Consider the following 12419-nt stretch of genomic DNA (forward strand, 5'->3'; position numbering starts at 1 on the left):
GGTGTAGCGGGACGGATTACTGAACGCCCATCGACAGGTAGTCGTACTGGCCGTAGGCGTCGTTCACGAAGACGTTGGTGGTGTTCTTGCTACGCACCGTGACCTGCTTGGCCCAAACGCCCGGCAGGATCACCGCCTCCTCCATGACCCGCTTGTCGACGGCGCCCCAGAGAGCGTCCCGCTTGGCGGTGTCGGTCTCCGTAACCGCCTGGTCAATCATGCTGTTGACCTCGGGGATGTTGACGCTCAGGTTGGACGAGCCACCGGTCTCCCGGATGACCCGGCCGTCGACGATCTGCGACAGGAAGCCGAAGCCGTCGTTCCAGTCCGCCGCCCAGCTGTTGACCATCAGGCCAAGGTTGTTCTGGTTGCGGTAGCTCGGCTTGCCCGCGTACAGCGCGAAGTAGTCACCGGTCGGGAACGGCTTCAGCGTGAGCTTGATGCCGACCCGGGCGAGGGACTGCTGCAGCGCCTCGGCGGTCGCCTTCTCCTTCGGACGCTCGGCCCGGTAGGCGATGTTCGTCTCGAAGCCGTTCGGCGAGCCACAGGCCTGAAGAGCGGCCTTGGCCTTGTCGACGTCACCCTTGTTGTCCGCGCCGGCCGACCACACGTCGAGCTTCTGGAAGCCCGGGAGCTGCGGCGGGAGCAGACCAGTGGCGATCTCGCCGCCGGACTGGGGGCCGCCGTACGCCGTCTGGTAGGTGGTGCGGTCCGCGGCGTACTCGACGGCCTTGCGGCACTCGATGTTCTCGAGGGCCGGGACCTTCGGGTTGATCGAGACGTAGTTCAGGCGCGCGCTGAGCGGGTTGTCCGCGCGCTCCTTGATGGTCGGGTCACCGAGCACGCGGCTGAGGGCCGCGGGCTGCACACCGGTGCCGGCGATGTCGACGTCGAGCGAACCATCGATGATCTGGTTGTCGATGTCGTCAGCCTGCAGGCCGATCTGGACCTCGTACTTGTCCGGCAGAGCCTTGCGGTTCGGGTCGGTCGACTGGTCCCACTGGTCGTTGCGGACCAGGGTGAAGCCCTTACCGGCCGAGTAGCTCTCGAACTTGTACGGGCCCGAGGAGACCACGTGCTCCTTGTACTTCGCACCGGTGTCCTTGCCGGCCGGAACCGGGGCGGTCGCCGGGATCTGGGCGAAGTAGTCGAAGCCACCGAACGGCTTGTTCAGGTGGAAGACGATGGTCTGGTCGTCCGGCGTGTCGATCGCCGGGTTGTCCTGACCCTTGCTCGAGTAAGGGCCCTTGTAGCCCTTGAGGTCGAGGAAGTCGTTGAAGTACGTCGGCCCGTTGACCAGGGTCGGCTTCTCCAGCGAGCGCGACACACCGTATTCCACGTCCTTCGACGTGATCGGGGTGCCGTCCTCGAACTTCAGACCCTGACGCAGCTTGTACGTCCAGGTCTTCCCACCGTCGGTGGGCACGCCCAGGCCCTCGGCGAGGTCACCGGTGAGCTCGCTGCTGGTCTTGCCCGGGCCGACCTTGAACATGGTCAGCGAACGGGTGTAGAGCCGCGCGAGGTTCCAGGACAGGCCGTAGTAGGTGTCGCCGGGGTCGACCGAGTCCCAGTCCGACGAGATCGCCATCTTCAGCGTTCCGCCCTTCTTGTCAGAAGGGTTGAACACCTTGCCGTTGGCGGCGTCGAACGCAGCAGTGGCGGTGCCGCCGGTGCTGCTGTCGGTGTTGGAATCAGTGCCCCCGCCGCCACAGGCGGCGAGAGCGAGGGCGGCTGCGACGCCAACGGCGACGCCAGTCACCATCCTTCTCTTCATTCAGTGCTCCCCTTTGTTTGAGAGGTGGTGGGGCTTCGGGTGGAACCGTTTTGAGCTCATCGCGTCTTTGGGTCAAGCGCGTCGCGGAGTCCGTCGCCGAAGAGGTTGAAGGCGAGCACGGTAATGAAGATCGCCAGGCCCGGCCAGAACATGTAGTGCGGGATCGTGTAGTAGTGCACGGCGTCGCTGAGCATGCCGCCCCAGGTCGCCGTCGGCGGCCGGATGCCGACGCCCAGGTAGGACAGGCCGGCCTCGAACAGGATGTTCGTCGGGATGAGCAGCGTCGCGTAGATCAGGATCGGCGCCACCAGGTTCGGCAGCAGCTCCTTGCGCAGGATGTAGCCGCTGCGCGCACCGAGACTGCGGGACGCGTCGACGAACTCACGCTCACGCAACGAGAGCGTCTGGCCCCGCACGATGCGGGCCATGTAGCCCCAGTTGAAGAAGCCGATGATGAAGATCAGCAGCACTATTCGCAGCGTGTCGCCGGAGAGCCCGAACGCCTTGTCCGGGATGACACCGGCCAGCGCGATCGCGAACACCAGGATCGGGAACGCCAGGAACAGGTCCATCGCGCGACTGATCAGCCAGTCGACCCACCCGCCGAGGTAACCGGCGATGAGGCCGAGCGTCGCGCCGATGACCACCGAGAGCAGGGTCGCCAGGAACGCGATCAGCAACGAGATGCGGGCGCCGTAGAGGACCCGGCTGAAGATGTCGCGGCCGAAGGGCGGCTCGACACCCATCAGGTGCTTGGAGTCGAACGCTCCCCACGGGAACTTCGACAGGGGCGCCTGGGTCGCCGGGTCCATCGCGTCCTGGTGGAACGAGTTGGGGTCATAGCCCCACGCGTTCACGATGAGTGGCGCGAAGATGGCGACGAGGATCAGAAGGATGATCACGATGCCGCCGGCCATAGCGGCTTTGTCCCGCTTGAGCCGGCGCCAGGCGATCTGGCCTAGGGAACGTCCTTCGATGGCCTTCTGGGAGCCCTCGGCTTCAGCCGGCGGCTCTCCGACAGGGACCTGATCGGAAATGGACGCGTCGGGGCCAACGACCATCAGCTGCCCGGTCCTTTCCCCGGCCGCCGCGCGCAGGTGACCGTGCGACCCGCAGGACGGACCGGCCCCCGCCGCGTCGACAACCGATCGGTTGGCGCGTACGTGGAGAGTTCGTGATGACCGCCCGACTGGGGTGAGCCGAACGGGCGCGCGAACGACAGCGACGTCGTGCCGCTGCGTACCGAACAATTTCTCGCGTCGTCGCTCAGCGTCAAGGGCGGGGGAGGGGCGTAACCAACTTCAGGCCTGCCCGTAATGACAATGTGACCTGCCAACTCGGAACCTCGGGTAATCGGGGGATGACGCTGTGCCCGGACGTGAAAACGTCTTCGGTGTGACGGTCATGCTGGCACACGGTTCGGCCAGTGTCATATTGACCCCTGGTCTCGAACCGGACAGCTTGCCCCGATATGCCCGATGCGTGGGCATTCGATGTGTCTAAGTTGCAGTAATTTGCGGCTTCCCGCTGGTGGGAAGTGACTCAGACCGCACGCCTGCCCTCGAAAGCGCGGCCCAATGTGATCTCGTCGGCGTACTCCAGGTCGCCACCGACCGGAAGCCCGCTGGCCAGCCGCGTTACGGCAATGCCCATCGGCTTGACCAGGAGGGCGATGTAGGTCGCCGTTGCTTCACCCTCGGTATTCGGATCGGTCGCCAGGATCAACTCCTTGACCTCCCCCGACCCGAGCCGGCTCATCAGCTCACGAACCCGCAGGTTGTCCGGGCCGATGCCCTCGAGCGGGTTGATCGCGCCGCCGAGCACGTGGTACCTGCCGCGGAACTCACCCGTCCGCTCGACCGCGACGACGTCTTTCGGCTCTTCGACGACGCACAGGTATTCGTTGGAGCGCCGCGGATCGCGACAGATCCGGCACTGCTCCGACTCGGCCACGTTGAAACAGGTGGTGCAGAAGCGCACCTGGTCCTTGACCCGGTTGAGCACCGTGGCCAGCCGGGTGACGTCGGCCGGGTCGGCCGAGAGAATGTGGAACGCGATCCGCTGGGCGCTCTTCGGCCCGACACCGGGTAGGCGGCCCAACTCGTCGATCAGATCCTGGATCGCGCCTTCATACACTGCTCGGCTTCCTTAGCCTTGGTCTCTTAAAACCCGGGCAGGCCGAGGCCGCCCATGCCGCCGCTGACCGGGCCCATCTTCTCCTCGGTCAGAGCACGCACGGCCTCGCTGCCGTTGCGCAGCGCCGCGACCACCAGGTCCTCGAGCGTCTCGACATCGTCCGCGTCGACCGCCTTGGGGTCGATCTTGACGCTCAGCACCTCGCCGGTGCCGCTCAGGGTCGCCGTGACCAGGCCACCGCCGGCGGTGCCGGTCACCTCCGCCTCAGCGAGTTCGGCCTGCGCGTCGGCGATCTGCTGCTGCATCTTCTGCGCTTGCTTCATGAGCTGCTGCAGGTTGGGCTGTCCACCGGGGCGCACGGGAGACTCCTTCGTCGAGACCGTCGGTCCCTTTAGAGACTAGTGGGGCGATCGGGTCCGCCGCTGGCGAGGTGCGTTCCCCATCGAGTCGCGCCTACTTGAGATCGATCTCGCCGATCCGCTCGACGCCCAGAGCCTCGTGGAGAAGGGCAAATGCCTGTTGCTCACTGCTCTGCCGCGCGATCTTCTCGTCGATCACCTCGTCGGTCGGCTCGTCTCCGGGGTCGAAGCCCTCGAAACTTGCCTTGCCTGGGGAGGTCTTGGCTGAGGCCGCCTTGCCCGGGTTGTCGTAGTCCGGGTCGAAGGGTGGTTCGCCCGCCCAGTCGGCTTCCGCTGCCTTGGTCTGCGGCGTCGGGGGTGCCGTTGCCGTCTTGCCTCGGCCCGCCGCTGCTCGGGCCGCTGCCCGGGCGGCGGCCGCGGCGATACCGCCACCGCCGGCTGGGGCGGGGCGGGCCTGTGCCGGGGCGGCTGCGGTCGCGACGGCGACCGGAGTGGCTACCGCGACCGGTGCGGTCTGTGGGGCGATAGCCGCGCTGAAGGCGGGAACCGCCGCCTCGGGCCAGTCGGAATCGGCGGAGTCACTGTCGCCGTCGGACTGCAGGCCGCCTGGTAGGGCGGTTTCCGGCCAGTCCTCTTCCTCGTCCGCGGCCGGTGGCGGGGTGGCTGCTGTCGGCCGCCCTTGTCCACGCCGGTCGGCGTTCGGTTGCCCACCTGCCCGGTCGCGGTCGGGTGCCGGGCTCGCGGGTGCTGGCCGGCCGGAGTCACGTCGGTCGGCGCTCGCCTGGTCGCCGCCTTCGCCGCGGTTCGGCGTCGCCATGGTGGAGTCCACGGACGCCGGTTCGGCTTGGGCTGCGGCGCTCATCGACGCGCGCGTGCCATCGCCATCGCTCGCGGCCTGCGGAGCAGCGCTCGCGATCCGGTCCTGTCCGCCGTCGTCTTGGCCGGGCTCGGCCGAGTTAGGTCCCCGGTCGACGCCATCACGGTGGACTGTCGCGACAGGGGTGGGCCTGGTAGCTAGGTCGGCCGGGTGGTCTTCGTCGGATGAGCGGTCGCCGGAGGCGCCGCTCTCGCTCCGACCGCTCGACGAACGCTCGCGCGCTCCGCGTTCCTGGCCAGGCGCACGGCCACCGGCTGCCGAAGAGCTGCCGGTCGAGTCGCGCCCGCCGGCCGGGCGGGCAGGCGCCGGACCCGCGCCCTGGCCACCGGCACGCTCGTCGCCAGCCAACTCGCAGCGGATCTGCCAGCGACTGCCGAGCACCTCGTAGATCGCGTCCGACACCGGCTCGGGATTTTCGGCCAGCGTGCGGGCGTGGAAGGCGTGGCGGAAGGTCAGCACCAGCGTGTCGCCGTCGATGTCGCGGACGGTCGCCTCGCTGGCCAGCGCCGCGATCCTCTTGTTGTCGATCCGAACCATGGTGACGATCTCGTCCCAGACCCGGCGCACACCGGCCGCGTCGAGCGCACCGGGCGCGGCGACCTCCGGAATCACCGGCTCCGGCGTAGCGGGGTCGGCCATCACCGCCTGCGGCGGCACCCGGCGCGGGGGCTCGTCGTGGCCGTTGCTCGTGGGTTCGTCGGCCCAGGCATCGGCAGCGGCACCGTCGGTCCCCTGGACCGATGACTGTGCGGGGCGGTTGCCCGCTACCCGGGAATCGGGAGCCGGCGAGTCGCCGTCACCGGGCACCGTCTCGTCGTCGGCCACGATCTCGGTGCGGCGCGGCTCACCGTCGACGCGGTTCACCGCCGCACGGGCAGCATCCGCGCCCGACCGCGCCGCGTCCGCGCCACCGCCGGCAACGGCGTCAGCTCCGGCAACGGCGTCATCGCCCGCAGCCGGCAAAGGGGCACCGCCCGCCGCAGCACCATGAGCGTCAGGCCACGCCGTATCCGCGTCACCGCCGGCGACCCGAGCAGAGCCACCGCCGGCAACCGCGCCACCGCCTGTCGCGGCGCGAGCCGCAGCAGCACCACCCGCGCCCGACCGCGCGGCGTCCGCGGCATCGGCAACCGCGGCGCGAGCGGCAGCCGCAGCGCCACTTGCCGCAGCGCGAGCCGCGGCCGCTCCACGGCTCGCGGCCGCGCGGGCCGCGGCGACGCCTCCGCCCGCGGGCAGGTCGCCGCCCGCGGAAGCCTGACCAGCGTCGTCACGGTTGGTCGCGGGAGCTCCGTTCCGGGTGGCCGGTGCCGCATCGCCCGCACCGCCCGGCTGCCGGGTCGCGCCCCGGCCGGCGAGCGCAGCCGGACCCGAATAGTCGTCGCGGGGCTCTTCGGACGCGAAGCCCTGGTCGCCCGCCATGGCCAGCCGGTGCTCCATGCGCTCGAGTCGCTGAAGCAGGTTGCTCTCGGACCGGTCCGCGGTCGGCAGCAGCATCCGCGCCGTGATCAGTTCGAGCAGCAGGCGGGGCGCGGTGGTGCCGCGCATTTCGATCAGGCCGTTGTGCACGATGTCGGCGCACCGGGACAGTGTCGCCGGGCCGAGCCGTTGGGCCTGGGCGTTCATCCGTTCGAGCTGGTCGACCGGGCCGTCGATCAGGCCCTTGGCCGCGGCCTCCGGGACCTGCTGCATGACGATCAGGTCGCGCAGCCGCTCCAGCAGGTCGGACGCGAACCGGCGCGGATCGTGGCCGGCCTCGGCGACCCGGTCGATCGTGGCGTAGGCGGCCGCGCCGTCGCTGGCGGCCAGCGCGTCGCACATCTCGTCGATCAGCGCAGCGTCGGTCACGCCGAGCAGGGCCACCGCCCGCGCGTAGCTGACGCCCTCCGGACCCGCACCGGCGATGAGCTGGTCGAGCACCGACAGGGTGTCGCGGGCACTGCCGCCGCCGGCCCGGACCACCAGCGGGAACACCGGAGGCTCGACCTTCACCTTTTCGGCCTCGGCGAGCTGCTCGAGATAGGGCCGCAAAATTCCTGGCGGAATCAGCCGGAAGGGGTAATGGTGCGTGCGCGACTTGATCGTGCCGAGGACCTTGTCGGGCTCGGTCGTCGCGAAGATGAACTTGACGTAGTCGGGCGGCTCTTCGACCAACTTGAGCAGCGCGTTGAAGCCCTGCGTCGACACCATGTGCGCCTCGTCGATCACGTAGATCTTGAAGCGGCTGGAGGCCGGGGCGAAGAAGGCGCGCTCGCGCAGCTCACGGGCGTCGTCGACGCCGCCGTGGCTGGCCGCGTCGATCTCGATCACGTCGATCGAGCCGGAGCCGTCGGGCGCGAGCGCACGGCACGACTCACAAACCCCACAGGGCTCAGGCGTGGGACCGCGCTCGCAGTTGAGTGAGCGGGCGAGGATGCGCGCGCTGGAGGTCTTGCCGCAGCCCCGTGGGCCGGAGAACAGGTAGGCATGGTGAAGCCGACCGCTGCGCAAGGCCTGCGACAACGGCTCGGTCACATGTTCCTGGCCGATCACCTCGGCGAATGTCCGCGGCCGGTACTTGCGGTAGAGCGCGAGCGCCACAGTCCCTCCCAACGGCGTCTAGCCTCTCACGCCGTACCGACAGGTCGCCCGCCCCATAACGGTGATCCGGGCGCCACCAACTGGGTTGGCAACGCCCGGAACATCGCACGAGGTAGCCGGCGCAGTTGGGGGGTGAGGGGCCTGCGCCGACTTCGCACACACTGGCACACGCACGACATGGACGGGACGCTCCGGTTGCGTCGTATTTAGGTCATGGCGCATACTCGCCAGCGCTTGACCTGGGGGAAGTAACACGTGACCGACAGCTCACCGCTCGCCGCACTCGGCCTGCGACCCATCGAAGAAGCGACCTACCGCGAATTGGTCGCCCGCCCCGCCGCGACCACCGAAGAGCTCGCCGCGGCGCTCGACACGAGCCTGCCCGAGGCGGATGCCGCTCTGGCCAGCCTGCACGGCCTGGGCCTGGCAGCCCGCTCCGGCGGCCGATATATCGCCAGCTCTCCAGCCTTCGCCCTTGGCCCGCTGGTCACCGCGCGTCGCGACCAGCTCCGGCGGGCGGAACTCGAGCTCGCCAACCTGGCCGCCCGCTACCGCGCGACGGCCGCCGACCGCGCCGCCGGAGACCTGGTCGAGGTGGTCAGCGGGATCGACGTGATCAGCCAGCGGTTCGAGCAACTACAGGCGACGGCGACCGACGAGGTGCAGGCGCTGGTCACCACCACCACGCTCGCGGTGAGCCGGGCCGACAACGCGGCCGAGACCGACGGCCTGCGCCGCGGTGTCCGCTATCGCGTCGTCGTGGAGCGGGCGGTGCTGGAAGAGGACGGCGGCGCCGCCGACGCGGTGACCGCGCTGGCGGCCGGAGAAGAGGTACGCGTCGCCGACCACGTGCCGATCAAGCTCGTGATCGCGGACCGGGCGATCGGCGTTTTGCCCATGGCCGACGAGACCAATCTCCCCACGGCGATCGTGGTGCATCGCAGCGGCCTGCTCGACGCGTTGCAGGCACTCTTCGACGCGGTGTGGGACCGCGCGTGGCCACTCTCGCTCGGCCCCGACGGCGGGCTGGACGAGCAATCCGAAGAAGGCCGGCTCTTCCCTCTGGACCGCCAGGTGCTCGCTCTCCTGCTGACCGGGCTGACCGACCGCGCCATCGCCTCGCAGCTCGGCATGTCGATGCGGACAGTGCAGCGCCGCGTCCAGCGAATGATGGAGCTCGCCGGCGTGCGCACCCGCATGCAACTCGGCTGGTACGCCGCACAGTCGGAGTGGACCTAGGCCGGAGACAGAAAGGCCCCTCGTGCACCCGTCAGAGCCCGCTTATCCTTGCTGCCTTCCGGCCCTGGGGAGGTTCACAGGTTGTACGCCGCACGAGGGGTGCCCCTAGCGTACCCGGGCCGACCCGTCGCCGGGCTCGGGGTGGCCTGGATCGCCCGCAGCGGACCTGTATCCTGTGCGACGGAGGATTCGCCTAGAGGCCTAGGGCGCACGCTTGGAAAGCGTGTTGGGTTTACACCCTCACGAGTTCGAATCTCGTATCCTCCGCTCACTCTCACCATCTGTTGATGCACCTCGGGGCTGGTCTCGCGACCGGCCCTGATTGCTATTTAGGGCACCCCGTGGGGAGATCACTTTGTGAGCGTGAGTCGACGGCAAGAGGTGCTGGTGGCGCTGGCAGACGCCGCGCTCGCGGTCGAGCGCCCGCACCCGGTGCGGGTCGCGATCGACGGCTGCTCGGCCGCCGGCAAGACGACGCTGTCGGACGAGCTCGCGGCGACGCTCCGCGAACGGACCACGCGCGAGGTGATCCGGGTCAGCATCGACCATTTCAAGCGGGCCGTCGCGCTTCGGACCCGTTTTCCACAGGACTCCCCCGAGAGCTACTACCTGGACTCCTGGGACAACGACGCGATCCGCGACAAGCTCCTGGCGCCGCTGGGCCCGGGCGGCAGCCGGAGCTATCGCCACGAGCTGATGGACTTCGCCGGGCTCACGGCGGTCGACGGGCAGGACCGCACCGCGACGGCCGACGCCGTCCTGATCGCGGACGGCTGTTTCCTGCAGCGCCCGGAGCTCGACGCGCACTGGGATCTGCGGATCTTCATCGACATCCCGCTCGACGAGGTGCTGCGCCGGGGCATCGCCCGCGACCAGACGTGGATGTCGTCGGCTGCCGAGGCCGAGCGGAGATATCGGACGAAGTACATCGCCGGTGAGAGCCGCTATCTCGACGAGGTGCGGCCGCGAGACCGTGCACAGCTTGTTGTAGACAACCGCGACTTCGAGGCGCCCCGACTGACCGTTGGAACAAACCCCAGCGCATAAGGCCAGGTCAGCGCACACCCGCTCGTACACACGTTCTATCCACACGCTGTGGATAAACCTGTGGATAACGACTACGTTGTGTGCTTGGGAGGTCACATGAAGCCACGGTTCATCCCTCTGGTCGTCGTTGCGCTTGCGCTCTTCGCGCTCCTTGCCGGCTATTCGACCCAGCGAGGCAGTTCTCCCGCCTATGCCAGCGCGACCACGACGGCGACCCGCTCCGACGTGGTCGACTTCGACGGCGTCCGCGGCGTGCGGCTCGGCCAGAGCGACACCGAGCTCGCCCAGCAGGGTGCGGTGGCCAGACCTCAGGCCGCCTGCGGCCCGGTGCTCACCGGCGTGCACGAGGCGAGCCCCGTCTTCGCCAATGGTGAGCTCGTGCTGATGTGGGTCAACCCGCCGCTCACCACGCCCGAGGGCGTCGGCGTCGGCACGTCGGTCGCGGCCACCAAGGCGGCGTATCCGCAGGCGACGACCATGAACGCGCCGGCCGGCAGCTATCAGTTCGACGGGCTGATGGTGACCAGCGGCGATCGCGCCTATCTCTTCATGCACGACGGGCAGACCGTGCGGAAGGCCGTCGTCGGCTACACCGACGACGTGCAACGGCTCTTCACCCACGGCGTCGGCAACTGCTGACGCCAACTGGCCCGGCACGCCGAGTGCCTGCTCCACCCGGTCGAGCAGGCGTGGCGTCGCGCGCCGGAGGCCGTTTTCCACTCTGGACAGATGGCTCTTGTCGCACGGCACCAGCGCGGCCAGGTCGGCGAGGCTGAAGCCCCGCGCCAGCCGCAGCTCGCGGAGTCGACCACCTAACGTCGGCATTCCCACCACCCCCGTGAGTCGAATGTGTCGTCGGGGTCAATGTTGAACGGTGGGTCTGACGATTCAGCGGTTGCGCGGGTTGCCTGCCGGATCTGTCAACGCCGGCAAACCCGGTTTCCACGAAACGGTCCGCACGCCCGCACTAACGTGACGACTGGAGCCGCCGGAGGGAGAGCCATGACCGACCAGGCTGCACCCGCGAAGAACCCGTCCAGCCCGTTCGCCTCGGCCCGCGGCGACCACGTCGCCGTCCGCGTCCCCGACTACGCCGAGGCCAAGCGCTGGTACACGGAGAAGCTCGACTTTCGCGTCGTCGCCGAATGGTCCTGGGCCGGCCTGCAGCTCGCCTACCTCGCACCACCGAACGACGACAACTTCCGCGTCGAGCTCTTCGGCGGCGGCAACCCCGATCCGGGCACCTACTACACCAACGTGATCGACAGCCTCGAACGTCCGGGCTACCACCACTTCTGCCTGCGGGTCGACGACGTCGACGAGGTGTTGGCCGAGCTCGACCGCCGCGGCGTCACCATCTTCGGCCGGCCCTTCGACCTCAAAGAGATCAACAGCCGGCTGGCCCTGATCGGCGACCCGTGGGGCAACATGATCGAACTGTCCGCGCCACTGGCCAGCGCCGACTGAGAGAAAGCGACGCCGGGCCCACGAGGGACCCGGCGTCAACGGCGGTGGCGGCGGGATTTGAACCCGCGGAGGGCGTAAACCCTCACACGCTTTCGAGGCGTGCTCCTTAGGCCACTCGGACACGCCACCGCCGAGAAGATTACCCGACCCCGGGAGCGCCCGGCTCGGCGGCACCGCCCTCCCCGCCGGCCAGCACAAACCCGACCTGGCAGGATCGCCCGCATGAGTATTCACATCGGGGCGGAGCCCGGCGACATCGCGGAACGCGTCCTCATGCCCGGCGACCCGCTCCGGGCGAAGTGGATCGCCGAGACGTACCTCGACGACGCCAAGTGCTACACCCAGGTGCGCGGCATGCTCGGCTACACCGGCCGCTGGCACGGCGTAGAGGTCTCGGTGCAGGGCTCCGGCATGGGCATGCCGTCCGCGTCGATCTACACGCACGAGCTGATCAACGACTACGGGGTCAAGACGCTGATCCGCGTGGGCTCCTGTGGCGCCCTCGCCGAGGAGCTCCAGCTCCGGGACGTCATCGCGGCCAGCGGGGCGTCGACCGACTCCAACATGAACCGGGCCCGGTTCGACGGACTGATCGACTACGCCCCGGTCGCCGACTTCGGCCTCCTGCGCACCGCGGTCGAGAAGGCCGAGCAGCGCGGCATCCCGATGACGGTCGGTCCGATCCTGGCCGCCGACGCGTTCTACACCGACCGCCCGGACCTCTACGACTCCCTCGCCGACTACGGCGTGCTCGCGGTCGAGATGGAGTCCGCGGCGCTCTACACGATCGCCGCCCGCTTCAAGGCCCGCGCGTTGACCCTGCTCACGGTCTCCGACCACATCAAGCGCGGCGAGAAGACCACGTCGCAGGAGCGCGAGCAGACCTTCGGCCAGATGGTGGAGATCGCCTTGGACACCGCGATCGCGTGACGTGAGCCACAAC

10 protein-coding genes, 2 tRNA genes, 1 other RNA gene and 1 pseudogene are annotated in these 12419 nt (G+C 69.0%); 6 read left to right on the forward strand and 8 right to left on the reverse strand.

Features of this window, described 5'->3' with window-relative positions:
• Positions 1 to 16 precede the first annotated feature (16 nt).
• From BLV39_RS40455 to BLV39_RS43465, 5 genes are all read right to left on the reverse strand, one after another.
• Positions 17 to 1762, reverse strand: a complete 1746-nt coding sequence (locus BLV39_RS40455; RefSeq protein WP_244895862.1) for an ABC transporter substrate-binding protein — start codon at positions 1760 to 1762, stop codon at positions 17 to 19.
• A gap of 68 nt (positions 1763 to 1830) precedes the next feature.
• On the reverse strand, positions 1831 to 2835 hold the full coding sequence (locus BLV39_RS40460) for an ABC transporter permease (RefSeq protein ID WP_090804491.1): 1005 nt from the start codon (positions 2833 to 2835) through the stop codon (positions 1831 to 1833).
• A gap of 481 nt (positions 2836 to 3316) precedes the next feature.
• Positions 3317 to 3910 carry a recombination mediator RecR gene (gene recR, locus BLV39_RS40465; RefSeq protein WP_090804493.1) on the reverse strand — a complete coding sequence of 198 codons (594 nt, stop codon included), beginning with the start codon at positions 3908 to 3910 and terminating at the stop codon, positions 3317 to 3319.
• Positions 3911 to 3936: 26 nt separating this feature from the next.
• Positions 3937 to 4245: a YbaB/EbfC family nucleoid-associated protein gene (locus BLV39_RS40470; protein ID WP_218137120.1), complete on the reverse strand. Its 309-nt coding sequence runs from the start codon at positions 4243 to 4245 to the stop codon at positions 3937 to 3939.
• Between the two features lie 118 nt (positions 4246 to 4363).
• The gene (locus BLV39_RS43465; RefSeq protein WP_176985341.1) at positions 4364 to 7723 is read right to left on the reverse strand and encodes a DNA polymerase III subunit gamma and tau; all 3360 of its coding nucleotides are present in this window, start codon (positions 7721 to 7723) and stop codon (positions 4364 to 4366) included.
• A 255-nt stretch (positions 7724 to 7978) separates the two neighbouring features.
• On the opposite strand from BLV39_RS43465, the gene BLV39_RS40480 reads away from it, so the two are divergent.
• Positions 7979 to 8962, forward strand: coding sequence for a helix-turn-helix domain-containing protein (locus BLV39_RS40480; RefSeq protein WP_090804497.1), 984 nt, complete (start codon positions 7979 to 7981; stop codon positions 8960 to 8962).
• Positions 8963 to 8973: 11 nt separating this feature from the next.
• Here BLV39_RS40480 and ffs read toward each other — a convergent pair.
• An RNA gene (ffs, locus tag BLV39_RS40485) (signal recognition particle sRNA small type) lies at positions 8974 to 9064 on the reverse strand.
• 80 nt (positions 9065 to 9144) lie between these two features.
• Between ffs and BLV39_RS40490 the strand changes: the two genes are divergently transcribed.
• From BLV39_RS40490 to BLV39_RS44660, 3 genes are all read left to right on the forward strand, one after another.
• Positions 9145 to 9229: transfer RNA gene (locus tag BLV39_RS40490), tRNA-Ser, on the forward strand.
• 96 nt (positions 9230 to 9325) lie between these two features.
• Positions 9326 to 10009, forward strand: coding sequence for a nucleoside/nucleotide kinase family protein (locus BLV39_RS44655; RefSeq protein WP_239083665.1), 684 nt, complete (start codon positions 9326 to 9328; stop codon positions 10007 to 10009).
• A gap of 96 nt (positions 10010 to 10105) precedes the next feature.
• Positions 10106 to 10648, forward strand: a complete 543-nt coding sequence (locus BLV39_RS44660) for a hypothetical protein (protein ID WP_239083666.1) — start codon at positions 10106 to 10108, stop codon at positions 10646 to 10648.
• A 12-nt stretch (positions 10649 to 10660) separates the two neighbouring features.
• Here BLV39_RS44660 and BLV39_RS44665 read toward each other — a convergent pair.
• Positions 10661 to 10834: pseudogene (locus BLV39_RS44665) on the reverse strand (helix-turn-helix domain-containing protein); the annotation flags it as partial.
• Between the two features lie 177 nt (positions 10835 to 11011).
• Between BLV39_RS44665 and BLV39_RS40500 the strand changes: the two are divergent.
• Complete coding sequence (locus tag BLV39_RS40500; RefSeq protein WP_090804499.1) at positions 11012 to 11476, forward strand: VOC family protein; 465 nt, start codon at positions 11012 to 11014, stop codon at positions 11474 to 11476.
• 42 nt (positions 11477 to 11518) lie between these two features.
• Here the strand turns inward: BLV39_RS40500 and BLV39_RS40505 are convergent.
• Positions 11519 to 11605: transfer RNA gene (locus BLV39_RS40505), tRNA-Ser, on the reverse strand.
• Positions 11606 to 11698: 93 nt separating this feature from the next.
• Between BLV39_RS40505 and deoD the strand changes: the two genes are divergently transcribed.
• Positions 11699 to 12406 carry a purine-nucleoside phosphorylase gene (deoD, locus tag BLV39_RS40510; protein WP_090804501.1) on the forward strand — a complete coding sequence of 236 codons (708 nt, stop codon included), beginning with the start codon at positions 11699 to 11701 and terminating at the stop codon, positions 12404 to 12406.
• The last annotated feature ends 13 nt before the right edge of the window (positions 12407 to 12419 follow it).

The sequence above is a fragment of the Asanoa ishikariensis genome, assembly GCF_900107455.1.
Taxonomy (GTDB): Bacteria; Actinomycetota; Actinomycetes; order Mycobacteriales; family Micromonosporaceae; genus Asanoa; species Asanoa ishikariensis.

Coding starts and splice junctions, on each gene's coding strand:
- BLV39_RS44660 (WP_239083666.1), top strand. CDS start 10,106: ATGAAGCCACGGTTCATCCCTCTGGTCGTCGTTGCGCTTGCGCTCTTC.
- deoD (WP_090804501.1), top strand. CDS start 11,699: ATGAGTATTCACATCGGGGCGGAGCCCGGCGACATCGCGGAACGCGTC.
- BLV39_RS40500 (WP_090804499.1), top strand. CDS start 11,012: ATGACCGACCAGGCTGCACCCGCGAAGAACCCGTCCAGCCCGTTCGCC.
- BLV39_RS40460 (WP_090804491.1), bottom strand. CDS start 2,835: ATGGTCGTTGGCCCCGACGCGTCCATTTCCGATCAGGTCCCTGTCGGA.
- BLV39_RS40455 (WP_244895862.1), bottom strand. CDS start 1,762: ATGGTGACTGGCGTCGCCGTTGGCGTCGCAGCCGCCCTCGCTCTCGCC.